This window comes from Actinomyces sp. zg328, assembly GCF_009829635.1.
Classification (GTDB): domain Bacteria; phylum Actinomycetota; class Actinomycetes; order Actinomycetales; family Actinomycetaceae; genus Actinomyces; species Actinomyces marmotae.
The window spans coordinates 1-23852 of the sequence record NZ_VWPE01000025.1; the positions used below are offsets into that span (position 1 = coordinate 1).

General features: G+C 71.5%; 15 protein-coding genes, 1 tRNA gene, 1 other RNA gene and 1 pseudogene. 9 read left to right on the forward strand and 9 right to left on the reverse strand.

Annotated features, from left to right (window positions below):
• Both GVV75_RS09110 and ffs read right to left on the reverse strand, forming a co-directional pair.
• On the reverse strand, nt 1-2006 hold a 2006-nt coding region (locus GVV75_RS09110), incomplete at its 3' end, for a DNA polymerase III subunit gamma and tau (protein ID WP_159814413.1).
• A gap of 230 nt (nt 2007-2236) precedes the next feature.
• An RNA gene (gene ffs, locus GVV75_RS09115) (signal recognition particle sRNA small type) lies at nt 2237-2331 on the reverse strand.
• Between the two features lie 305 nt (nt 2332-2636).
• Between ffs and GVV75_RS09120 the strand changes: the two genes are divergently transcribed.
• From GVV75_RS09120 to GVV75_RS09130, 3 genes are all read left to right on the forward strand, one after another.
• Nucleotides 2637-2724, forward strand: a tRNA-Ser gene (locus GVV75_RS09120).
• 178 nt (nt 2725-2902) lie between these two features.
• Complete coding sequence (locus GVV75_RS09125) at nt 2903-3547, forward strand: septum formation family protein (RefSeq protein WP_159814415.1); 645 nt, start codon at nt 2903-2905, stop codon at nt 3545-3547.
• Between the two features lie 669 nt (nt 3548-4216).
• Nucleotides 4217-4561 (forward strand): hypothetical protein, encoded by a 345-nt coding sequence (locus tag GVV75_RS09130; protein ID WP_159814417.1) that lies wholly within the window; start codon nt 4217-4219, stop codon nt 4559-4561.
• Between the two features lie 1415 nt (nt 4562-5976).
• Here the strand turns inward: GVV75_RS09130 and GVV75_RS09135 are convergent.
• Entirely contained in the window at nt 5977-6735 is a 759-nt protein-coding gene (locus tag GVV75_RS09135; protein ID WP_159814419.1) for an anaerobic ribonucleoside-triphosphate reductase activating protein, read from the reverse strand.
• 145 nt (nt 6736-6880) lie between these two features.
• Nucleotides 6881-8770 (reverse strand): ribonucleoside triphosphate reductase, encoded by a 1890-nt coding sequence (locus tag GVV75_RS09140; RefSeq protein WP_159814432.1) that lies wholly within the window; start codon nt 8768-8770, stop codon nt 6881-6883.
• Between the two features lie 596 nt (nt 8771-9366).
• On the opposite strand from GVV75_RS09140, the gene GVV75_RS09145 reads away from it, so the two are divergent.
• The 3 genes from GVV75_RS09145 (at nt 9367) to GVV75_RS09155 (ending at nt 15929) form a co-directional block, all read left to right on the forward strand.
• A complete protein-coding gene (locus tag GVV75_RS09145) occupies nt 9367-11907 on the forward strand; it encodes a DEAD/DEAH box helicase (protein WP_235925241.1) in 2541 nt (846 codons plus the stop codon).
• Between the two features lie 216 nt (nt 11908-12123).
• Complete coding sequence (locus tag GVV75_RS09150; protein WP_159524545.1) at nt 12124-13857, forward strand: ABC transporter ATP-binding protein; 1734 nt, start codon at nt 12124-12126, stop codon at nt 13855-13857.
• Entirely contained in the window at nt 13854-15929 is a 2076-nt protein-coding gene (locus GVV75_RS09155) for an ABC transporter ATP-binding protein (RefSeq protein WP_159814421.1), read from the forward strand. The genes GVV75_RS09150 and GVV75_RS09155 overlap by 4 nt, the downstream gene beginning before the upstream one ends.
• Before the next feature lie 194 nt (nt 15930-16123).
• Here GVV75_RS09155 and GVV75_RS09160 read toward each other — a convergent pair whose 3' ends face one another.
• From GVV75_RS09160 to GVV75_RS09170, 3 genes are read right to left on the reverse strand one after another with little or no spacing between them, the layout of a single operon-like run.
• On the reverse strand, nt 16124-16534 hold the full coding sequence (locus tag GVV75_RS09160) for an Rv3654c family TadE-like protein (protein ID WP_328703548.1): 411 nt from the start codon (nt 16532-16534) through the stop codon (nt 16124-16126).
• Nucleotides 16535-16560: 26 nt separating this feature from the next.
• Complete coding sequence (locus GVV75_RS09165; RefSeq protein ID WP_159814425.1) at nt 16561-16947, reverse strand: TadE family type IV pilus minor pilin; 387 nt, start codon at nt 16945-16947, stop codon at nt 16561-16563.
• Nucleotides 16944-17240, reverse strand: a complete 297-nt coding sequence (locus tag GVV75_RS09170) for a DUF4244 domain-containing protein (RefSeq protein WP_201288267.1) — start codon at nt 17238-17240, stop codon at nt 16944-16946. Before GVV75_RS09170 ends, GVV75_RS09165 begins: the two co-directional genes overlap by 4 nt.
• 377 nt (nt 17241-17617) lie before the next feature.
• Here GVV75_RS09170 and GVV75_RS09175 point away from each other — a divergent pair, with 377 nt between their 5' ends.
• From GVV75_RS09175 to GVV75_RS09185, 3 genes are all read left to right on the forward strand, one after another.
• Nucleotides 17618-18340, forward strand: a complete 723-nt coding sequence (locus tag GVV75_RS09175; RefSeq protein WP_159814427.1) for a GOLPH3/VPS74 family protein — start codon at nt 17618-17620, stop codon at nt 18338-18340.
• A gap of 87 nt (nt 18341-18427) precedes the next feature.
• A complete protein-coding gene (locus tag GVV75_RS09180; protein WP_159814429.1) occupies nt 18428-19063 on the forward strand; it encodes a GOLPH3/VPS74 family protein in 636 nt (211 codons plus the stop codon).
• A 78-nt stretch (nt 19064-19141) separates the two neighbouring features.
• Nucleotides 19142-20482: a DUF4921 family protein gene (locus GVV75_RS09185; RefSeq protein WP_159718002.1), complete on the forward strand. Its 1341-nt coding sequence runs from the start codon at nt 19142-19144 to the stop codon at nt 20480-20482.
• A gap of 417 nt (nt 20483-20899) precedes the next feature.
• Here GVV75_RS09185 and GVV75_RS09190 read toward each other — a convergent pair whose 3' ends face one another.
• The gene (locus GVV75_RS09190; RefSeq protein WP_159814431.1) at nt 20900-21763 is read right to left on the reverse strand and encodes a glutathione transferase; all 864 of its coding nucleotides are present in this window, start codon (nt 21761-21763) and stop codon (nt 20900-20902) included.
• A gap of 162 nt (nt 21764-21925) precedes the next feature.
• Nucleotides 21926-23852: pseudogene (locus GVV75_RS09195) on the reverse strand (hypothetical protein); the annotation flags it as partial.

The window sequence follows — 23852 nt, forward strand, 5'->3', positions numbered from 1 at the left end:
GGCGCCGAGGCGCGGTCCGCGCCCCCGGGGCCTCCCGGGCCACCGGGGCCTCCCGGGCCACCGGGGCCTCGGCTGGGCCCACCGCCCTGCCCGGCCGGGCCTGCTGGGCCCGCCCCATCACCGCCGGCGACAACGGCGCTCACCTGGAGCTCGAGGCCGAGGGCCTGGTGGATGGCAGCGGCGAGGATGGGACCGTGCCCACCGTTATCGAAGGCGCCGACGAGACCGGGCGCGGAGAACAGGAGCGTGAGGGTGCCACCACTGATGGGCCCCGGCTGGGCGTTGGGGCCGACGAGCGCCCACGTGGCGCGGCGCGAGCGCTTCGCCGCGTCGAGCACTTCCTCCCAGCGCGCGCGCAGCATCTCGGCATCAGCTGCGCCGGGGCCGGCTGGCGCAGCGGGAGCCGATGGCGCGACTGGGTGAGATGCGTCGGAGGAGGCGGACGGCGCTCCGGGCCGGGCCTCCTCACCCCAGCCATCGATAGGAGCCGATGACTCCGCGGCCGAGGGCGCCATGGGCGCGCTCGCTGCCTGGGAGGCGGCGGAAGCCGCGGGGGCGGCTGGCGCACCTGCGCCCCTGCCGGGCGCTGCCGGGGCCTCCCAGTCGATGGCGATCGGCCGGGCGGGCTCCGGCTCGTGCGCAGCCGCGGGTCGGGCGACGCTCTGGGCGGGCGCAGCTGGCGCGGCAGGCGCACCGGGAGCGGCTGGAGCGGAGGGCGCCGATGGCCCCTGGACCGCTGAGGCCGCGCGCTGCGCGATCTGGGCGGCCAGCTCCCGGCCTGAGCCGGCCTGGGGGGCCTGTGCCGCCCCACCGGGTGCGCCGCCCGGCTGGCCCGGCCGCCCTGGTAGCCCAGGCGTTCCAGCGGTGCCCGTGCGCGCCGTCGGGCCCTCCGCCGCACCAGCGCGCTGGGATGGGATGAGCAGGCGCGCCATGAGGAGCTCGAGCTGGAGCCTCGGAGAGGTGGCGCCGACCATCTGGCCGAGGGCCTGGGCGGTGAGATCGGCCGCACGGGAGAGGCCGGCGGCGCCGACGGTGCGGGCCTGGACCTCCATGCGCGCCAACTGGTCCGCGGGCAGGGAGCCCAGCGCGGGCCCTGCCTCGGGGCCGGCCAGGGCGATGACGAGTAGGTCGCGCAGCCGCTGGAGGAGGTCCTCGACGAACCTGCGCGGGTCGTGCCCGGAGGCGATCACCCGGTCCACGACGCGGAAGACACCCGCGCCGTCGGCCCCGGCGATGGCATCCACGCAACTGTCCAGGAGGGTGACGTCCGTGTACCCCAGGAGGGCGACGGCGCGCTCGTAGTCGACAGCGCCGTCGATGGCGCCGCCGATGAGCTGGTCCATGACGGACAGGGTGTCGCGCACGCTGCCCCCACCCGCGCGCGTGACGAGCGGGAAGACCCCCGGCCCCACCTCGACGCGCTCCGACCGACAGAGCTGGCCCAGGTAGTCCTCGAGCGTGTCCGGCGGGACAAGGCGGAAGGGGTAGTGGTGGGTGCGCGAGCGGATCGTGCCGATGACCTTCTCCGGCTCGGTGGTGGCGAAGATGAACTTCACGTGCGCCGGGGGCTCCTCGACGAGCTTGAGCAGGGCGTTGAAGCCCTGGGGGGTGACCATGTGGGCCTCGTCGAGAATGAAGATCTTGTAGCGGTCCCGGGCGGGGGCGAAGGCGGCGCGCTCGCGCAGGTCGCGGGCGTCGTCGACGCCGTTGTGGGACGCGGCGTCGATCTCGACAACGTCGAGGCTGCCGGGGCCGCCGGTGGCCAGGTCGCGACAGGAGGGGCAGACCCCGCAGGGGGTGTCGGTGGGGGCCTGCTCGCAGTTGAGGCAGCGGGCAAGGATGCGGGCGGAGGTGGTCTTGCCGCAGCCGCGCGGGCCGGAAAAGAGGTAGGCATGGGTGACGCGGTCGCCGCGCAGGGCCGCCATGAGGGGGGCGGTCACGTGGTCCTGCCCGATGACGTCCTGGAAGGCGTCCGGGCGGTAGCGGCGGTAGAGCGCGGTGGTCACCCTCCGACTCTAAACGGGAGGGCTGACACCGCGCGAGGCGAATGGAGCGATCAGGGACGAGCGGTGCCGAGCAGCGCCGCATCCATGCCCACAGGCGCCATCGGCGCCCGCCGGTGCCATCGGCACCCACAGGCGCGGGCAGGACGCACCAGTCGGAGCGAACGGCACCGCTCGGTGCGCGACGCACCGCTCGATCACCGCGCCATTCCTGCCGGCCACCGCGCCCGGCACGTGAGGACCCCCCGTGCACCCGCCAGAGCCCGCTTACCCTTGCTACCTTCCGGTCCTGGGGGATTCGCTGGATGACGCCGCACGAGGGGCCGGGGAACACCATACCCGACGTCACCCCGCCCCGTCGCCCCCAACTCCCCCGCTCCCATGCCGGGCTGTGGTGTCGGATCGCCGCGGCGGGACGAGCGCGCCTCGACCGCGGGCCGCCTCCCCGGGGCCCACAGGACCGCCGCCACGGACGCTCGCCAGACCCGACTGCCGGCGGAGTCCACCCCCGAGCCCTTGACGATGCGCGTGACCGATCCCACCGGCGCCAGGACCAGGCCGAGTGGCGCCGATCCGGAGTGGTCGGTATATTCGCCTTCCGTTGCACGTGGCCGCTGGCCGCGTGGAGCGCCTGGAGGATTCGCCTAGTGGCCTATGGCGCACGCTTGGAAAGCGTGTTGGGTGCAAGCCCTCGGGGGTTCGAATCCCCCATCCTCCGCCACAGGGACCGGAGCCGTCGATCCATCGCGGCGCCGGTCCTTCTGCTCATCCCTCACGCCGACCCCCGAGCACCACCCGGGAGCCGGGCAGGTGTCCGCGCTTGTCGGCGCACTGGAGTGACATGCGCATGGGCATCGCAGCCCATGGAATAGTTGGTCAGCACTTGTCATGCTTCTGTCATGAAAAAGACCACACACGCCCTCATCATCCCCGCCGCCTTCCTGCTCACCGCCGGGCTCGCCGCCTGCGGAGACGCCCCTGCCACCACCATCGGCACTCCGCCGCCCACCACACAGGAAGCGCCCACCACACAGGCGCCCCCTCCCTCGCAGGCGACGCCCAACGCGCAGGAGAGCCCTCGGCTAGGCATCCCCGCCGTCCGCGCCACCAAGAAAGCTGGTGGCGGCAGCACCAGCAAACCGGGCTCCGGCAGCGGGAGGCTGGGAGTCGTCAACCACACCAAGCTCCGGGTCGGCGATTGCTTCAACGATCTCGGAAATAATCCGAACGAGGTCGAAGACATCGAGCTCGTCTCCTGCGACAGCCCGCATATGAACGAGGCCTACCACACCGTCGTCCTCAAGGACGCCACATACCCCTCCTATCCCACCACCAGCGAGTGGCCCGAGGTGCTCCGCAGTTCCTGCAACTCCGCCTTCAAGAGTTACGTCGGCATCGACCGGGACTCCTCCACCACCTACCGCCCTCACGCCTTCTACCCGAGCGCGCAGAACTGGGCGCAGGGCGACCGAACCGTCAGCTGCCTCATCACCAGCAAGGACGGCAACCCCCTGACCGGCTCCGCCGCCGCCACCATGAAGTAGCCCGCGTCAGCAGGACGCTCACGTCGGCCACCCAGACACCACCATCGCCCGCGTCGCGCGGAACCTCCAACGGTGGTCTCACCGAGCCCTATAACGACATGAGGGCGCGATGAGGGCCCGGCCTGCTCGGCGCGGCCGGCAGGACCGAAGGCGCGCCAAGGCGCCTCGCCAATACTCTCGCGCGCGAGCCCGGCCCGGCGACTCGAGGTCGGAGTCGCTTGCTGGGAGCAACTCCACCGGGGCGCTCGGAGGGCCCCGCCGGGCCCCCGCCCGCGTGAGGCGCGCTACCGCCCCGGCCAGTGGGGACGGCACGCTCAGGGCCATGCTCACACCGACTTTCCGTTGCGAACACGTCGAGGCCCACGACTGGCGCCGCCTCGAATGTGCATGGGGCTCGTGATTGCACATTCGAGGCCCGGCACCCGCGCGCCCCACCACGCCATTTCAACGATTCACCACGCGCGCCCCCACCCGAGCGTGCCGAATCGCCCAGAACCCTCTCACAGGGGCGCGCAACGCCGGCCAATGGGGTCTCAAGCCCGCTGGTCGGGCTTCCCGCCATGACCAGCACGCATAGCACCACCATCGCCCGCGCCGAGGAGGCCCCGGCGCCAGTAACCCGGGCACCGCCTCCCATGCACCGCCTTCCTCCGCCTCCCACGCGTCTCCTTGGACATCGCCGTCTCCGACGCCACGGCCGTGCGCCGCGCCCCCGCCTCCAGCCAGTTGGGCCTCAGCATCACCACCAAGCTCAGCGACATCGCCTCGACCAGCGTCTCCGTCCTCGCCATCAACGGCGCTCACTACGGCTTCCACGAGACCGGCGCCCTCACCCACAACGGCATGACCTACCGCGCCCCCGCCCACGCGACCGGGGAGGGAGTTCGGGTACGCGTAGTCGGTGGGATCAGGCCGCACCCCCGCCCACGCGACCGGGGAGGGAGCACGTCGCCTCACGCGCAATCGACGCAACTGCCCCACCGCCCGCGCGGCCAAGGGCCGACGCCCCGGTGAGGGGAATAGTAGGGAACGGGGCCCACCGCCCTGCTGTTCCAGGGCACGACCCGCCGGGCGCTCGGCGACACCCAGACCGGGCTGCGCGGCCACCCCGCCGGGGCGCTCAACTGGCCGCAGCGGCGCCCGGGAGCCGCGCGAGTACGAGCCCAGTCCCTGCTTCGCGCCCCGGAGCCCGGGATGGCCGCGGAGGAGGTGGAGATCACCACCGTCTACGTGCCAGGAGGTCAGCCACTTCCGGCCCATCGCCGACTCGGCCCGCATCTACGCCCCGCCGCTGCGGTTCATCGCCACCCCTATGAGCCGCTTCGCCATCGACTGGGCAACTGTCAGGGCGCTCTTCGCGATAACTGGGACCCCGCTGGCGGCGACCGTTGTGGCGCGCCCGGGGCGCGCGGAGTGGGGCGCGCGGGCACCAGGGGAATGCCGGGCGGGAAGCGCCGAACCCCGGTCCTGCCGTTCAGGGCGACAGGACCGGGGCTCGGTCCGAACCGATGACCAATCAGAGATCCTCAGGGTCGGCCATCGGGTCGGTGCGCATCTTCAGGGGACGCGGCTCATGTCACGGCGCGCGTGCCGCTGATTCCTACAGGGACCAGGATCCAGGGAGATCAGGGTCAGGGACCAGGGACAAGATCCTGGGATAGGAATCGGGCTGCGCGGGTACTCGAGGAGCGAGCGGAGGTGTGCGATTGACTTGGCGGATCCCCCATGTGATCCAACTCGCCATCACCTTCCTGTGTTCACCATCCTTTCGCTTCTCCGTGTTCGTGACATCGTGCGGGGTTCGGGGTGCCCCGCGACGACCCAAAGACTATGTGGAGCGCCGCGGCTCTGCAAGTACCCTACCAATCGTTACATCCCGAGAGGAAGATCTTCAGAGTTTTTGCCTCTGAACTGGGGGTTCAGCCTCCCGCGCGGGCACTTCCGCGCCTCGATGACACTGAAACGTTGTCAGATATGACATTTCAGACCTCCAAACGAGATCGGTCCTTAAGAGCACCGAGACCATTGTTTCCCAGGCGATACCGGGTCTTGCCGCCCCTGAGACACTCCGTTTCCCGCCCGAGATCAGGCGTGTCCCGCCCGAGATCGCTGTAGCCGCGCCGCGACCGCTCCTTGCCATCGCCGAGACATACCGGGGTCGAATCCCTCTCCCACGCCACCGGACCGCGGGCGGGACGGAACAGTCCCTCACGCCCCCGCGCTGCGCCCTCAGCCCCGAGAAACCGTCTCAGCCCGGCCTTGCGCCCTCATCCTCGCGGTTTGAGACCGTACCGCGGGGGCGAGGAACGAGCGGCGCCCCTCGACACCACACCTGAGACTGTCGAAGGACCTGGTCGCCGCATCCGCGGCCATCATGCTGCTGCGCATCCTCGCCGGCGGGCCGGACTACCGATACTTGATCCCGCGCCTCAGGCCGGCCGGTAGGTGAAGCGCTCCCAGCCCAGGGCCTCGATGGCCTCCGCCATGCGCTCGCACTGAGCGTCCCAGCCGGAGGCGACCACGTCGAAGGCCCCGCTCGTCCCCTCCCCGCGCGCCTGCTGGAGGGCGTAGACCCTCGCCCCAACGCCATGGACGCGGCGGGCGACCTCGACGGCGTCGTCGGCTGTGACATCCCCGGGCACAACGGTGGTGCGCACCTCCAGATCCGCGCCAGAGGCGAGCAGCACCTCAAGCGAGTCCCACGCCTTGCGCGCGGCGTTCGGCCGACCCACCACCTGCTCGTAGTGGCCGGGCAGGGCCTTGACGTCCAAGCCCACCCAGTCGACGAGCCCATCGCCCACCAGATCCCGCAGGCGGCGCGGATACATGCCGGCCGTGTGCAGGCCCACGCCGAAGCCCATGCCCCTGACCTCGCGGGCGGCGTCGGCCAAGGCGTCCTGGCGCAGCGCCTCGCCGCCAGTGAAGACGACGCCGTCGAGCAGCCCCCGCCGCCGGCTGAGCAGGTCGCGGACCTCCTGCCAGGCGACAGTGCCCGGGGCACGGGTGTCGATGAGGTCGCGGTTGTGGCAGTAGAAGCAGTTCCAGGGGCAGCCCTGGCAGAACACTGTGGCCACGAGACGGTCCGGCCAGTCGACAGTGCTCATGGGCACCAGCCCCGCGATCACCAGGGAATCAACGGGACCGGCAGGCCGCGGGGAAGGGCCATCGGGAGTGCTGGCGCAAGGCATGAGGGAACTACTTCCGTCGCCGAACGAGGGCAGGTGGGATGAGCGCCCCGAAGGCGTGGCGGGGCTGGCGGGAGCGACGCGAGGGACGAGCGGCGCGGATGGCAGCCGAGGGACCCTCATCCCACGCGCCCGCCCTCGCGGGCCCTCACGCGCTCACCGCGGTCAGCCGGGAGGCTACGGGGCCGTGCCCGGCGGCGGCGCCCTCGGTGAACATCCGGCGCTCGGCGTACTCGCCCTTCTTGCCGATGTTGAAGGAGCGCACGGGCCGGAAATAACCCATGACGCGGGTCCAGACCTCGCACTCGGTGGGCTCGGCGTCGGGGTGGAGGGCGGAGCACTTCTCACAGGTGGCGTGCTCGCCGGGCAAGTAGCCGTGGACCGGGCAGATGGAGAAGGTGGGGGTGATGGTGATGTAGGGGGTGCGGAACGCCGTGAGCGAGCGGCGCACGAGCTCCTTGCAGGCCGCGGCCGAGGAGACGCGCTCGTTCATGTACAGGTGCAGGACGGTGCCGCCGGTGTACTTGGTCTGCAGCTCCTCCTGCATCTCCTGGGCGGCGAAGGGGTCGTCCGTGTAACCCACCGGCAGCTGCGAGGAGTTCGTGTAGTAGGGGTTGGTGGGGGTGCCGGCCTGGAGGATGTCCGGGAAGCGGCGCAGATCCTCCTTGGCGAAGCGGTAGGTGGTGCCCTCGGCGGGGGTGGCCTCGAGGTTGTAGAGGTGCCCGGTGGCCTCCTGGAACTCCACCATGCGCTCGCGCACGTGGTCGAGGATGCGCGCGCACATGGCGTGGCCGCGCGGATCGGTGATGTCGTAGGCGTTGGCCGTGAAGTTGCGGACCATCTCGTTCATGCCGTTGACGCCGATGGTGGAGAAGTGGTTGTCGAGGGTGCCCAGCCAGCGCTTGGTGAAGGGGAACAGGCCGGTGTCGATGTGGTGCTGGATGACGGCGCGCTTGAGCTCGAGGGTGTCGCGGCCCAGCTCCATGAGGCGGTCGAGGGCGGCGACCAGGCCCGCCTCGTCACCGGCGTGGAGGTAGCCCAGCCGCGCCATGTTGATGGTGACGACGCCGACGGACCCGGTCTGCTCGGCGGACCCGAACAGACCGTTGCCGCGCTTGAGTAGTTCGCGCAGGTCGAGCTGGAGGCGGCAGCACATGGAGCGGATCATGCCGGGGTCGAGCTCGGAGTTGATGAAGTTCTGGAAGTAGGGCAGGCCGTACTTCGCGGTCATGGCGAACAGCCGCTCGGCGTTATCCGACTCCCAGTCGAAGTCCTTGGTGATGTTGTAGGTGGGGATGGGGAAGGTGAAGACGCGCCCGTCGGCGTCACCATCGGTCATGACCTCCATGAAGGCGCGGTTGATCATGCCCATCTCCTCGGCGAGGTCGCCGTAGGTGAAGTCGCAGAGCGCGTCGCCGACCAGGGGGCGCTCATCGGCGAGGTCGGCGGGGCAGGTCCAGTCGAAGGTGAGATTGGTGAAGGGCGTCTGCGTGCCCCAGCGTGATGGCACGTTGAGGTTGAAGATGAGCTCCTGCATCCCCTGTCGGACCTCCTCGTAGGTCATGGAATCGAGGCGGACAAAGGGGGCCATATAGGTGTCGAAGGAGGAGAACGCCTGGGCGCCGGCCCACTCGTTCTGCAGGGTGCCCAGGAAGTTGACGATCTGCCCGACGGCGGAGGAGAAGTGGCGCGGCGGGTTGCAGGCGATCTTGCCGGGGATGCCATTGAAGCCCTGCTGGAGGAGGGACTTGAGCGACCAGCCGGCGCAGTACCCGGCGAACATGTCGAGGTCGTGGATGTGCAGGTCACCCTCACGGTGGGCCTGGCCGGCCTCGCGGGAGTAGATCTGGCTCAGCCAGTAGTTGGCGATGATCTTCCCGGAGGTGTTGAGGATCATCCCGCCCAGCGAGTAGCCCTGGTTGGCGTTGGCGTTGACGCGCCAGTCGGAGCGGTCCAGGTACTCGGTGATGGTGGCCACGGCGTCGACGACGGGACGATCGCCTCCTGCCACAGCGGAGTCGGCGGCGCCTTGGGCCACGAGCTCGGGGCGGGCCGCGAGGGGCTCGGTGAGGTGGACGGACTGGTTCTCGGACTGTGCGGGCACTGCTCTCTCCCTCGTCTGTGCTGTCTGCGATGACGCTCGCGAGCCTCGCGCGGCTGCCACGCGGCCGACCCTACCCCCGAATCACATCCATGCAACCCGATATATGGGCATATTGCCCCCATCGACCACAACATCTTGTGGTTTTATCCGGCTATGAGGTAGCGCCTCTCACACCGATAGTCATTGACTTTTCAGTGAGATGGCAGGGGAATCCAGCCGCGGGGAGAAGCGGTCAGCAACCGATGCGAGATGCACAGATTGAGACGTGCGCCACAAATCCGGACGGCGTGTCGGTCGATGTGGCGCGGTTTGAGGATTCCTTTTCCTGACGGTCCGTCATGTCCTGCATTGTTGCAGGTCAAAGACCTGCGACGAGATGCCTCCGGGGCGATACGCCCCTCGATCAGCCGAGCAATCCTCAAACCTCGCCACCCGGGCGCCCCGACACCCAAGCCCATCGCACGTCGACACCGCTGCCGGGCAGGAACGGCCGTCTCACCGCGCTCATCGGCCTACGGCACACTGGTGCGGTGAGTCCTGAGCCACCCGCAGCGCCCATACCGGCCGCGCCTCCACCCGCGCGCGACCTCACCGCGCTGCTGGAGACCATCGGCGCGCGCGACGGCAGACTGGTCCACCTCGAGCGCACGCCCGCCCGGCCGGCCCGCCATGCCGACTGGCCGTCCTGGGCCGACCCGGCCCTCGTCGCCGCCCTGGCCGCCTCCGGCATCCCTCGGCCCTGGACTCACCAGGCCCAGGCCGCCAACTCTCTCCACGCCGGCCACCACACCGTCATCGCCACCGGCACTGGCTCTGGGAAGTCACTGGCCGCCTGGCTCCCCGCCGTCTCCGACATCCTCAGCGCCCAGCGCGCCGCTCACGCGGAGGGGACCAGCCACCGCATCTCCGCTCACGGCCGCCGCCCCACAGCCCTCTACCTCGCCCCCACCAAGGCCCTCGCCGCCGACCAGGCCGCCGCCCTCGACCGCCTCTCCGCCCGCATCGAGGCCGTCCAGGCAGGTGTCGCGGGTGCGCCGCGCCTCACCCTGCGCTCCAGCACCTGCGACGGGGACACTCCCCTGCCCGAGCGCGACTGGGCCCGCGCCCACGCCGACATCGTCCTGACCAACCCCGACTTCCTCCATTTCTCCCTCCTGCCCGGCCATGAGCGCTGGGCCCGCCTCCTGCGCTCGCTGCGCTACATCATCGTCGACGAGTGCCACGCCTATCGGGGCGTCATCGGGGCACATGTCGCCCTCGTCCTGCGCCGCCTCCTGCGCCTCGCCCGCCGCCTGAGCCCGGACTCCCCGGGCCCCACGGTCCTCGCCGCCTCGGCCACCGCCGCCGAGCCCGCCCTCACCGCCGCGCGCCTCATCGGGGCCCCACCCGCCGACGTCGTCGCCATCACGGATGACGGAGCCCCCGCCGGGGAGCGCGCACTGGCTCTCTGGCAGCCCGCCCTCATCGATCCGTGGGGCGTTGGCCCCGCCGATTCCACAGCCGCCCCCGACCCGGGCACCGCCGACACCCCCGGCGCCCCGAACCCACCCTCTCCGCGCCGCTCGGCAACCGCCGAAGCATCCGAGGTCCTCGTCGACCTTCTCAGCGCCGGAGCCCAGGCCCTCGTCTTCGTGCGCTCGCGCCGCTCCGCGGAGATCGTCGCCGAGCACGCGCGCCGCATCCTCACCCGCTCCGGCCCACCACTGGCCGGCTTGGCCGACGCCGTCGCCGCCTACCGGGGCGGCTACCTGCCTGAGGAGCGCCGCGCCCTGGAAACGGACCTGCGCCAGGGCCGCTTGCGCGCCCTGGCCACCACGAACGCCCTCGAACTGGGCATCGACGTGACCGGTCTGGACGCCGTCCTCATCGCCGGATGGCCCGGCACCCGCGTCTCACTGGGCCAGCAGGCCGGGCGCGCCGGACGCGCGGGCAGTCCCGGCGTCGCCGTCCTCATCGCCTCCGACAACCCCCTCGACGCCTACCTCGTCCATCACCCCGAGGACGTCCTCACCGCCCCCGAGGCCACCGTCTTCGACCCCACCAACCCCTACGTCCTCGCCCCGCACCTGTGCGCGGCCGCCTCCGAGTCTCCCCTTCGCGAGGCCGACCTCGACCTCTTCGGCCTGCCCGATGAGAGCCTCCTGGCCGACCTCGCCGAACGCGGGGCCCTGCGGCGGCGCCCTACCGGCTGGTTCTGGAACGCCGCCCTGCCCGGGCGCCCCCAGGACCTCACCAACCTGCGCGGAGACGGCCCGCCCGAGATCCCCATCGTCGAGTCCACCTCCGGCACCGTCATCGGCACCGCGCCTGGCGCCAGCGCCGACTCCTCCCTCCATGCCGGCGCCGTCTACATGCACCAGGGGCGCGCCTACGTCGTCGAGGAGCTCACCGAGGAGGCCGCCATCGTCACCCCGCGCCTGGCCGTGGGTTACCGGACCCGGGCCCGTGAGCGCTCCAGCGTGCGCATCCTCGCCGAGCGGCACGCCGAGGCCTGGGGCGACGGCCTCACCTGGAGCCTCGGAAGCGTGGAGGTCACCAGCCAAGTCACCGGCTACAACAAGCTCGCCCTGCCCCACATGGACGTGGTCTCCCAGCACCCGCTGGACATGCCCGAGCGCGTCCTGCCCACCGCCGCCGTCTGGTGGACGATCCCTCTCGAGACCTGCGAGGCCGCCGGCGTCACCCCGGCTCGGCTGCCCGGTGCCCTGCACGCCGCCGAGCACGCCTCCATCGGCATCCTCCCCCTTCTGGCCACCTGCGACCGCTGGGACATCGGCGGGCTGTCCACCGCCCTGCACCCCCAGACCATGCGCCCCACCGTTTTCGTCCATGATGGCGCCGCCGGGGGCGCGGGCTTCGCGGAGCGCGGGCACCGCGCCGGGGCGCGCTGGCTGGAGGCCACGCTCGACGTCATCACCCAGTGCCGCTGCGCCACCGGCTGCCCCAGTTGCATCCAGTCCCCCAAATGCGGCAACAACAACGAGCCCCTGGACAAGGCCGGCGCCATCGCCCTGCTGCGCCTGCTCGCCCGGGCCGCGCGGTCGGCACGCTCAGCCTTACCCACACCCTGACTTTTCGTTGCAATCACGTTGGAGTTTGTCTCCAACGGAGACTCCCGTGTGCATTCTCCTCTCGAATGCACACGGGAGATTTCGCGCCTCATCGCAATCCGCGTCATTCCAACGACGAACTACCCCGAGCGCTCTTGTGAGCGTGCCATTCGCCCCCCAGCTGGGCCTAGGCGGCCCCTTGCCCTGACACGGTGTCAGGGGTCTAGGCTCGCTCACGTGCTGATACAACTGCTGCGGACGCACTTGCGCCCCTACTACGGGCTCCTGACCTGCGTGCTGGTCCTCGAGTTCGCGCAGGTCATGGCGTCGCTCTACTTGCCGACCCTCAACGCGGACATCATCAATCGCGGCGTGGCCGCCGGCGACACCGGCTTCATCTGGCGCACCGGGGGAATCATGCTCGCCGTGAGCGCCGCCCAGGGCGCCTGCACCATGCTCGCCACCTACCTGGCGGCGCGATCAGCTATGGGCCTGGGGCGGGACCTGCGCGCCAAGATCTTCCACCGGGTCGGCTCCTTCTCCGAGCGGGAGGTCACCTCCTTCGGCGCCGGCTCCCTCATCACCCGCAACACCAATGATGTCCAGCAGGTCCAGATGCTCGTCCTCATGGGCTGCACCATGCTCGTCATGGCGCCGATCATGGCGGTGGGCGGCATCATCATGGCGGTCACGCGCGCCCCGGGGCTCGCCTGGCTCATCGCCGTGAGTGTGCCGGTCCTGCTGGTGATCGTCGGCCTCATCGTGCGGCGCATGGTGCCGCTCTTCCGCTCCTACCAGGACCGGCTCGACGGCATCAACCGGGTCCTGCGCGAGCAGCTCACCGGCATCCGCGTGGTGCGCGCCTTCGTGCGCGAGGGGGCCGAGACCGAGCGCTTCGCCATCGTCAACCATGACATGGCATGGGTGGGCGAGCGCGTGGGCCGCCTCTTCGTCACCCTGTTCCCGCTGGTCATGCTTGTCCTGGATGTCACGATCGTCGGCGTCATCTGGTACGGCGGGCATAGCGTGGGCTCGGGGGAGGTGGAGGTCGGCACCCTCATCGCCTTCATGGCCTACCTCATGCAGATCCTGATGGGGATCGTCCTGGCCTCCTTCATGACGATGATGATCCCGCGCGCGGCCGTGTGCGCCGAGCGCATCAGTGAGGTCCTGGCCGTCGACCCGTCGCTGACCGTCGCGGAGGGTGCCGTCACCGCCTTCCCGGAGCCCGGCGGCGTGGAGTTGCGCGACGTCACCTTCGCCTACCCCGGCGCCGAGGCGGCTGTTCTCACCGGTGTCTCCTTCCGCGTCACCCCCGGGTCGACGACGGCGATCGTCGGCTCCACCGGCTCGGGCAAGTCCACGCTCGTGGCGCTCCTGGCCCGGCTCGTCGACGCCACCGACGGGGCGGTGCTCGTGGGCGGCGTGGACGTGCGCCGCGCTGAGCCCGAGGCCCTGTGGGCCACCCTCGGCCTGGTCCCCCAGAAGCCCTTCCTCTTCGCCGGCACGGTCGCCACGAACCTGCGGCTCGGCCGCGAGGAGGCCACCGACGACGAGCTATGGGCCGCCCTGGAGGTCGCCCAGGCCCGCGACTTCGTGGAGGAGATGGACGGCGGGCTGGAGGCATCCATCGCCCAGGGAGGCACGAACGTCTCCGGCGGGCAGCGCCAGCGCCTGGCCATCGCCCGCGCCCTCGTGCGGCGCCCGGACATCCTTATCTTCGACGACTCCTTCTCCGCGCTCGACGTGTCCACTGACGCCCGCCTGCGCGCGGCCCTCGCGCCCGCCACGGCGGGGGTCACGAAGATCGTTGTCGCCCAGAGGATCACCACCGTCACCGACGCCGATCAGATCCTCGTGCTCGACGGCGGACGGCTCGTCGGCACCGGCACCCATGAGGAACTGCTGGCCACCTGTGAGGTGTACCAGGAGATCGTCTCCTCCCAGCTCGGACAGGAGGTGGCCGCATGAGCCGCGACAAGAGCGACGAGCGGGCAGACCGCGCCCGCGCGACGGGCGCCGACGAGTTGAGCGAGGAGGACCTCAGGCTCGCCGCCGCGGCGCAAGCCTCTTCCGATGACTGGCACTCCGGCCCGCCCCCGGGCAGGGCACAGGCCTTCTGGCCCTCCTTCCGCCGCATGATCGGCCTGCTGTCACCCTTCAAGGGGACGCTGGCGATCATCACGGTGGCGAGCGTCGCCGGGATCGTCCTGTCCGTGGCCGCGCCCAAGGTGCTGGGCAACGCCACGAACGTCATCTTCGAGGGCGTCATCTCCTCGCGCCTGCCCCCGGGCGCCACGAAGGCCGAGGTGGTCGAGGGCCTGCGCGCGGCGGGCGAAACCGATATGGCGAACATGGCCGCCGCGATGGACCTGCGGCCGGGCCAGGGCATCGACTTCGACCGCCTCGGCACGATCCTCGCCACCGTCCTCGTGCTGTACGTGGCCTCCGCTCTCCTGATGTGGCTGCAGGGCCTCCTGCTCAACCGCATCACCGTGACCGCCATGTTCCGGCTGCGCGAGCAGGTGGAGACCAAGATCCACCGCCTTCCGCTGTCCTATTTCGACCAGATGCAGCGCGGCGAGATGCTCTCCCGCGTCACCAACGACGTCGACAATGTCACCAACACCCTCCAGCAGTCGCTGTCCAGGGCGCTGACCTCGCTCCTCACGGTGATCGGCGTCATGGGGATGATGTTGTCGATCTCCTGGAAGCTGGCGCTGGTGGCGCTCGTCATCATCCCGCTCATGGGCGGGGTGTTCGGCATCATCGGGCCGCGCTCCCAGAAGGCCTTCACCCACCAGTGGGCGCGCACGGGCCGCATCAACACGCGCGTGGAGGAGTCCTTCTCCGGGCACGCCCTCGTGCGGGTGTATGGGCGCACGCAGACGGTGCGGGACGCTTTCGCCGAGGAGAACGACGCGCTCTACCGATCGGCGCTGCGCGCGCAGTTCCTCTCCGGCATCATGATGCCGCTCATGCTGGTCATCTCGAATGTCTCCTATGTGGCGATCGCGGTGGTCGGCGGGATCATGGTGGCCTCGGGGTCGCTGACCCTGGGCAGCGTTCAGGCCTTCATCCAGTATTCCCAGCAGTTCTCCCAGCCGCTGGGCGAACTCGGCGGGATGGCCACCTCGGTGCAGTCCGGCACAGCCTCGGCCGAGCGCATCTTCGAGCTGCTCGACGCCGAGGAGGAGATCCCGGACGCCGAGGCCGGGCAGGCCGGGCAGGCCGAGGACGCCGTGGCGGACGGCGAGGACCGGGGCCCCGACGGCGCGGTCGGGGGCGCGGTCCACGCCGGCGTCATCGAGGTGGAGCACGCCCGCTTCTCCTACTCGCCTGACACCGAGCTCATCCGAGACCTCTCCCTGCGCGTGGAGCCCGGCCACACCGTGGCGATCGTCGGGCCGACGGGCGCCGGGAAGACCACCCTGGTCAACCTGCTCATGCGCTTCTACGAGCTCGACGGGGGCCGCATCACCCTGGACGGCCGGGACATCGCGTCGATGACGCGCCATGAGGCGCGCCGTCGGACGGGGATGGTGCTGCAGGACCCGTGGCTGTTCGAGGGGACGATCCGCGAGAACATCCGCTACGGGCGGCCCGGGGCATCGGACGAGGACGTGGAGGCGGCCGCCGAGGCGTGCTTCGTCGACCACATCATCAAGGCCCTCCCGCAGGGCTACGACACGCCCCTGGAGGAGGACGCCGCGAACATCTCCGCTGGTGAGCGCCAGTTGCTGACGATCGCGCGCGCCTTCATCGCCAACCCCGCTGTCCTCATCCTCGATGAGGCCACGAGCTCGGTGGACACCCGCACGGAGCTGCTGGTCCAACGGGCGATGAACCGGCTGCGCGAGGGCCGGACGAGCTTCGTCATCGCGCACCGCCTGTCCACGATCCGCGACGCCGACACGATCCTCGTTATGGAGCATGGCGACATCGTGGAGCAGGGCCGTCACGCCGAGCTGCTGGAGCGCGGTGGGGCCTACGCCCGACTGCACGCCGCCCAGTTCGCCGGCCGGGAGCTGGTCTCCGACTGAGGGCCCGCGCAAGGGCGCCGAGTCGGGCCGCGACGCAGCGGTCTGACCAGCGGTCATGGCCCTACCTGCGGATTCTTCACGCCGCGGCTCGTAGTCCGACCCGTATGCCGTTCCTCTGGCCCGAGAACCGGTCTCGGTCCTGTTTTCGACCGGTCTCGCGGCTGTTTTCGACCGGTCTCGGTTATAGGGCGGGGCTATGGGGCGAGGGTGGCGTCGACGGGGCCGGCTCGGGCATGGGCGCGCGCCTGACGGGGCACCCCGAGGACCGTCACATCCACCGAGACTCCGACGATGACGTCCTCACCCTCAACCCGGCAGGAGTCGAGAGTCGCACCATTGGCGGAGGCGAGGCGCTGCGCCGCGGCGCAGGGATCGCCCGGCGCGACGATCGAGTTCAGGGCGGTCGCCCCGGCCAACGCGGCCATATCAGCGGCGGTCCGCGCCCGGCCGGCCGCCCCCTCCGCGCGCATGAGCCCGCTCAGGCCCAGGGTGATCGCCAGGATCACCCCGATGACGCCAGCCATGAGGACCGTCCCCTCACCCCGCTCATCCGCCAAGGGCCTCCCCCAGCGCCTCGACGGGCCCGGCCGGGCCAGCCGCCCCACCCAGGGATTCCGGCCACAGCCGCGCCTCACGGCCCATCACCGCCCGGCTCGGTGAAGGCGCAGGCCCGCGCCCGCAACGTGAGCCCCGCGCGCCCGAGGGGCCCGGGAGCGGCGCGGCTGATGCTCACGCAGGTGAGGTCCCCCGCGGCCCCCACCGCTATGGAGGACCCGGTGGGGGCGACGGCGCTCGCGCCAGCCAGCGGATCGGCGCCGATGGCCGCTTGGCGCGCGCCCACGCGGGCGGCGTCGGTGATGCGCATCTGCGCGGCGCCCGCCGCGAGCGCGGAGAGGGCCAGGAGGAGGACGATGACGACGGCGGGCATGGCGACCGCGAGCTCCGCCGTCGCCATGCCGGACTCGCCCCGGGGCGCGGGCGGCCTGCGGGCGCGCGGCAGCGGCTGCGCGGCGCTCATCCGACCGACAGCGCCGACTCGATGAGGGACTGCAGCACGCCCCTCAAGCTCCCTGAGCGCATGATCGCCAGCAGCAACCCGGCGAAGGCGGCCGCGGCGAGAGTGCCGATGGCGTACTCGGCGGTGGCCATGCCGGCCTCCCCCGCCGGGTCCGCCCCGCCGTCGGGGATGGTGCGCGATGCGGCCTCGGCGCGCTCCAGGGCAGCGGCGATGGGCCCGGTCAGCAGGGCGTGCTCGGCGCCGGGATGGGCCAGGCCCCAGGCGCGGTGGAGGGTGAGAAGGGCGTTCTTCATGGGGATCTCCTCGGGATCGGGGGCGCTCGGCCCCGCGGGCACCATGCCCACTCTCCGAGGGTGAGCCCATCGAGGGCCCTTTGGGCGCGCTCCTCCACAGAATCGGACCGCGCCCGGGCGCCTCGGCGCCTGTGGTTCCCGGATCCCACGGCTGCGACGCCATCGCGCCGCCGCAGGGCTCCCGGCGTGGAGGCGCCTCCGGCCGCACTATCCCAGACCTCGCCCTCCAGGGGCTCAAGGGCGGCGCGCATCACCTCAGCGAGCGGTGCGCGCCCGCGCCCTCCCCACCCGCGTTGCCCCACGTCGTCCGGTGGTAGGAGGACGGATCGGCTGATCGGCCGAGGCACGCCGCGATGGCCCGCCCCTAGCCTGAGTCCGTGCTGATCGTCGAGTCGCTGCTCCTACTGCTCACTGAGGACTCGGGGAGGCCCGAAGGCTGGTCGAGCGACAACGACCTCATGCTGCGCGGGGCCCTCCTGTCCGACCTCATGCTGGCCGGCCGGATCGAGGCCGACACCGCCCGCACCGCGCGCCGCCCACGGATGCGCATCGTGGACGCCACGCCCACGGGCCATCCCGTGCTCGACGACGCCCTGGCCGTCCTGTCGGCCAAGAACGGCAAGCGCATCTCTTCCGCGCTCACCTGGGACGACCTGCGCCCCCACGACGCCGCCGGGACCTCCCTCGTCAAGGCCGGAGTCCTGACCAAGAGCACTGGCGCCACGCCCGGCGCCGCCGCAGAGCCCGCGGAGCCCGCGGCACCAACGGGCGCCGCGCCGTCGGCCGTTCCCGCCTTCCCTACCCGCGACCCCCGCCCGGAGGCCGAGCTGCGGGAGCGGCTCTACGGCGAGATAGCGGGGACCCGCGCCCCGGACGCCCAGGACAGCGCGCTCCTGACGCTGCTTCAGTCCACCGATGCGGCCTGGAGGATCCTGAGGGCTGAGCGCACGGGCCTGCGCCGCTCCGGACTCGCCCAGCGCATCAAGGAGATCGCGGAGCAGGCCCCGGTCACCGGCGCGATCAAGGAGGCGATCGCCTCGATCAGCAGCGCCGTCGGCGTCATCAGCGCCCGCACTCGGAGCGCCGCCGCCGCGACTTGAGTGATACGCGTGGAGCGCGGTGAGCGCGCCCTGAGATTCCGTCGGGAGGATGAGGAGGCCCCGAGGAATTCGTCATAACGTGTGGGCATGCTGATCTCTGAACAGCTGCTTTCGATCCTGAGCGGGAACAGCGGGCGCTGCGGGGACTGGGCCCTGCGCGGCATCTACGGGCTGCGCGGCGCGGTGCTCGCCGACCTCCTCCTCGCTGGCAGACTCGATCTCACCCCGGGCCGGGACCCCATGATGCGCGTCATCGACAACGCGCCGACCAACAACCCCATCCTCGACCACGTCCTCTCCCAACTCCCCGCCGGGGAGGGCATTCGGTTCTCCTCCGCCATCGGGCGCGGGGAGCGCTCCGTGAAGGGCGTCATCGCCGAGCATGGGGCGGCCGGGCCCGCCAAGTCCGATAACAACGGCGCCCCCGAGGACGCCGGCCCCACCCCCGAGCCGGGGGCCGGGATCGTGGACCGCCTCATCGCGGTCCTCGCCGGGGAGCGGCCCGCCACGGCAGCCGATCAGGTTCTACTGTCGATCCTCAAGGGGCTGGGCCTGGGCAGGGCGGTGCTTCCCAGCGAGCGCACGGGCCTGAGCTGGAGCGGGTTATACCGGCGGATCAAGGAGATCACCGATGAGAATGCCCCAGGCGAGCCCCTGCGCGCCATGACGGACAGCCTGGCGGCCCTGACGATCATCGTGGCCACAGCCGACGGCAACCGCTGAGCATCCGGAGCCGCCGGGCAGACCGCTTCCCCTCCTCGTTCCCGCTCCGGGGGTGGACGGACGGGTCAGAATGGGGCCATGCTCATGCCGTACTCCCCCGCAGCCGAGCCGCTCACCCGCATGGCCGACGGGACTGTCAAGCAGATCAGCCCCTTCACCGGCACGGAGGTGTGGACCGTGCCCGGGCGCGGGAACCGGCCCATCGCCCATCCCGTCGCCGAGCGCCATCCGCTGGCGCCCGGGGAGCGCGAGCGCGCCTGCGCCTTCTGCTCGGGCCGCTACCTGGAGACCCCGCCGGAGAAGTCGCGCGTCGTCATCGGGGCCGGCGGGGGCTTCGAACGGATCGACGGCGTCCCAGCCTCAGAGTTGGCCACGACGACGGCGGAGTTTCGGCGCATCCCCAACCTCTTCGAGATCGTCTCCTTCGACTACTGGCGCGCCAACCACGGCTTCGAGATCCCCGACGCCGCCCGCGAGCGCATGGAGGCCTATCTCGCCGATCCGGCCGGAGCCGAGCACGCGGCATCCATCGCCCGCGCCAAACTGCGCGCCTCCGGGACGGAGCCCGCAGTGTGGGAGACCTGGGGGCCCGCGGAGCGCCGCGCCTACCTGGCCTCCTTTTTCGCCGGCGGGCACGACGTCATCGTGGGGCGCCGGCACTTCACCGACGACGCGGTCGACTCAGCCGGCCTGGCGGGCTCGGGAACGCTCAGCGTGACCGAGCACCGCGCCTACATCCGCCTGGCGGTTGCCGCGGCGCACGACCTGTACGAGACGAACCGGTGGGTGCGCTACGTGGCGGTCTTCCAGAACTGGCTGCGGCCTGCCGGCGCCTCCTTCGATCACCTGCACAAGCAGCTCGTGGCCATCGATGAGCGCGGGGTCTCCGCCCAGTTGGAGTTGGAGAAAGTGCGGGCCAACCCGAACCTGTACAACGAGATGGCGGTGGATTACGCCGCCTACCAGGGGCTGCTCGTGGCGTCGAATGAGCACGCGGTGGCCTTCGCGGGCTTCGGGCACCGCTACCCCACGCTGGAGGTGTACTCAACGTCGGCGATCTGCGAGCCGTGGCGGATGAGCCGGGAGGAGGTCGATGCCGTAGCCGATCTCCTGCACGCCCTGCACGCCGCCACAGGGGCGGACGTGCCGAGCAATGAGGAGTGGCACCACAAGCCGATCGACGTCGATCAGCCCATGCCGTGGCATGTGACGCTGAAGTGGAGGGTCTCCACGCTGGCGGGCTTCGAGGGCGGCACGAAAATCTACCTCAACACGATCGACCCGTGGAGCCTGCGCGAGCGCGTGGTGGAGCGGCTGGAGGACCTGCGGGCGGACCGCCTCATCGCGCCCATGATGGTGGGCGACGAGTGCCCGACCACCCCCAACCGCCTGCTGTACAACCCCGTCCTGAGCAGATGAGTGATGGGTGCGGAGGAGCGCCGGGACACGGTTGGGCGCACCACGACCGCCCGACCGCCGCCCTACCTCCGCATCGCAGGGCGCCTTGCACGCTCACCTCGCCCAGTTCAACGAACGATCCGCATGATTCCAGGCTTTTCCATGAGAACCCGCACTCAGCGCATCTCTCCCATGTGCACACCGGGCTCGTTTGCACATGGGAGAGATGCACAACTGACGCCCCAGCACGAGAAACGTTGAAATTCTGCGGATCTTGACGGCATCATCCGCGGATGAGCGTGCAGTCCTCGTCCCGGAGGGAACCGGACGGCGCACTTTCCGCGCGACCGAGCCTCCCGGTGCGCTGTTTCGCGGTCGCGCCAGGCCGTGAAGACCCGCCCGATGAGCGCTGCTGCCGGAGAGTGGTCGCCCCTCGCCTTACAGCCCCAGGGCGCCGCGCTCGTCGGAGCTGACCCAGCCGGGGCGCTGCTCCAGGGCGCGGAACCAGCGCGACAGGGCCGGCCAGAAGCTGATCTGGGGCGCCTCGCCGCCCGGGTAGGCCTGGCGGCCGCCGTACTCGTAGGCCTGGACGGTGGTGAACAGGCGGATGTCGGAGCCGGTGGGCTCGGTGCCGCACAGGAACTGGCCGATGGACACGATCGAGGACAGCGGCGGCAGATCCACCAGTGTCATGCCGCCCTCGCGGGAGGGGTGCATGCGGGTGGCGCGCGCGAGCATCGTGTCGACAACGTCGAAGGCCACGAGCACGCCCTGCGCGGCCGCGGCCGCCTTGGCCTCATCCTTGGAGTGGGTGGCGACTCCGTGGCCGCGGTTGATGTGCTTGCCGATCCACTCGTCCCAGGCGTCAGTGGAGTTGCGGCGGTTCAAGGGGTAGAGGTCGGGGGCGCCGGCCCCGCGCAGGTCCCACCAGGCTGTGGCGAGGTCGAACAGGAGCGTGCCGGAGTCGTCGGACACGACCTGCCCGGTGGTGGTGTCCACGAGGGCCGGGACAGTGGGTGGCGGGGTGTAACCGGGGGTAGCGGCGTAAACCTCGGCCAGGGAGCGGGCGCCCAGGACGGCGTCGGTACCGGGCTCGCCATCGGGGCCGGTGAGCTCCCAGAAGCCGTCCTCCCCCCGGCCATAGCACATGGACAGCGGGAGGGCCTCGGTCAGGCCCAGCACGCGCCGGGCGATGAGGACCCTGCGCGACCAGGGGCATGACGGCGAGGCGACAAGCCGGTAGCGGCCCGCCTCTACGGGCAGATCGTCGGAGGAGAAGCGGTGCGAGGTGGCGATGGCCATGAGAACTCCCTGTGCTCGGTGCGCGGTGGGGGGCGGCGACACCCCCACAGGGACCATGGTCCTCCAGTTCGCGTGCTCTGTCATGCGGTCCGCGCCGTATCCGCCTCGCTCATCGGTGGCCCTGCCCACGCTCCCCCGCCCCGCCGGCGACCGCGTCGCCCACTAGGCCAGCCCCGGGGCCACCTCATCGACGAAGGCCAGCGCGTCACTGCCCTCCCATCGCGGATCGGCCAGGAGCTCGCGGAGGCGGTCGCAGGCGCGGCGCGCCTGATCGCGCTCATCGAGCTCGATGAGCGCGCGGATCATGCGGGTCAGCGGCTCCGCCGCGGCCTGGCGGTCGTCCTTGGCCATGAATCCCTCGACGGCGGCCTCGCAGTACGGGACGACCTCCGAGTCATGGCCGGCGCGCCCCAGGATGAACGCGTAGGCGTTGTGCCAGGCGCCGCGCTCCCAGGCCCGATCCTTCCCGGAGAAGGACTCCACGAGCAGCTCGCGCGACTCCTCCATGAGGACGCGCGCCTCATCAAGATGCTCGACGGCCTCGTCCCGGCTGGGCGCGTCGACGATGGCGCGGGCGGCCTGGCGAAGGCAGCGGGAGCGGTGGCGCTTGCCGTCCTCGGTGCCGGTGCCATGGAGGTCGGCGATCTGACGGTGCAGGTCGGCGGCGGTGGCGTTGTCGCCGAGGTCGGCGGCGGCCCTCGCGGCGGTGGTCAGCTGCTCGATGGCCCTGCCCACGTGGCCGTCGCGCACGAGGAGCCGGGCGGCGGCGGTGGCGTTGTCGACGACTCCCCGGTTCTGCCCGATGTCGGATTGCGCGGAGGCGAGCAGGCCCCGGATGTAGAGCTCGACGCCGGTGGCGTCGACGGCGCCCAGTTCTGACAGGGCCGTGGAGAAGGCCTCGACGGCCTCGGCGGTACGGCCGTCCCGCGCCAGGGCGCGGCCCAGTGAGACCGTGGCCAGTGGGCCGCTCACGGGGGCCTTGAGGGCGGTGAGCGCGTCGGCCGCCTGGCGCCGCTGCTCCAGCGAGACGTTGGTGGCGTGATCGGCGGCGGTGGTCTCGGCGAGGATCGTGCGGGCGTTCACGGCGGCGAGCACGGGGGCGCGGTCGTGACGGCGCAGGACAGCGTCGGCCAGCGCGCTGGCGCGATGCGGGAAGCCGGCCTCGTTGAGGCGCCGGGCCCGCAGGAGGTCGAGGTCGTCAGCGGGATGGTCGCCGTGGAACCCCTCGGGGACGGCATCGAGGATCCACTCGAAGAGCGCGATGGCGGCATCGGCGCCATCGGGGTCGGACAGCGCTGAGAGGACGCGGGCGAGATCGGCGGCGGTGTTGCCCATCTGGACGAGGCGACGGTGCTCGGTGCCCTGGACGGCGCTGTCGCGCTTGCCGGCACGCTCCAGCGCGCCGAGGCGCTCCAGGGAGTCCTGGACGAGCCCCCACAGGGCCTCCAGGTAGTGATGGGCGCGTTCGGACAGGGCGGCGGCGCGGACGGCGTCGAGGCTCTCGCCCTCGGGGGTGTCCTGGGCGTCGGCCGCGAACTCGTCGCACAGGCTGAGGATGTCCAGGCGCAGGAAGCCGAGCTCGCCGTCGCGCGCCCCGATGGAGGAGCGCATGCGGTGGCGCTCACGGATGGCGCCCTGGTGGTCGCGCAGGAGGCGCTTGGCGTGGGCGCGCAGGAAGGCGGTCTCGATCTGCAGGTTGGCGGGACCCGGCCAGTCGGCCTCGAGGACCCCGCCGGCGGCCACGCGGTCGGCGACGACGAACCCATCCAGGTCCGCGCCGAGCCTGGCCAGCGAGCGCGAGTAGCGCAGGACGGCGTCCTTGGGACCGTAGACGGGCATGACGGGCTTGATCTCGAGCTCGGGGTAGGGACCCTCGAGGTCGGGGGCGGGGATGTCCTCCATCATCGGCTCGGGCTTGCGGCGGCTCCCCGCGCCGGACGGGATGGCGGGCACGAGCTGCTCGGGCTGGGCGGTCGGGGCCGCGGCGGCGCCAGGGGTGCCCGGGGCACTGGCGGCCACCGGGGAGCCGGGGGCGCTCGGCGCGTGGGGCGCGCTGCCGACGCCGCCCGCGCCGGAGACGGGCTCCGCG

What these genes read in the sequence shown, in the direction of transcription:
- GVV75_RS09125 (WP_159814415.1), top strand. Translation starts at nt 2,903, where the DNA reads ATGAAAAAGACCACACACGCCCTCATCATCCCCGCCGCCTTCCTGCTC.
- GVV75_RS09135 (WP_159814419.1), bottom strand. Translation starts at nt 6,735, where the DNA reads ATGCCTTGCGCCAGCACTCCCGATGGCCCTTCCCCGCGGCCTGCCGGT.
- GVV75_RS09155 (WP_159814421.1), top strand. Translation starts at nt 13,854, where the DNA reads ATGAGCCGCGACAAGAGCGACGAGCGGGCAGACCGCGCCCGCGCGACG.
- GVV75_RS09165 (WP_159814425.1), bottom strand. Translation starts at nt 16,947, where the DNA reads ATGAGCGCCGCGCAGCCGCTGCCGCGCGCCCGCAGGCCGCCCGCGCCC.
- GVV75_RS09170 (WP_201288267.1), bottom strand. Translation starts at nt 17,240, where the DNA reads ATGAAGAACGCCCTTCTCACCCTCCACCGCGCCTGGGGCCTGGCCCAT.
- GVV75_RS09180 (WP_159814429.1), top strand. Translation starts at nt 18,428, where the DNA reads ATGCTGATCTCTGAACAGCTGCTTTCGATCCTGAGCGGGAACAGCGGG.
- GVV75_RS09185 (WP_159718002.1), top strand. Translation starts at nt 19,142, where the DNA reads ATGCTCATGCCGTACTCCCCCGCAGCCGAGCCGCTCACCCGCATGGCC.
- GVV75_RS09190 (WP_159814431.1), bottom strand. Translation starts at nt 21,763, where the DNA reads ATGGCCATCGCCACCTCGCACCGCTTCTCCTCCGACGATCTGCCCGTA.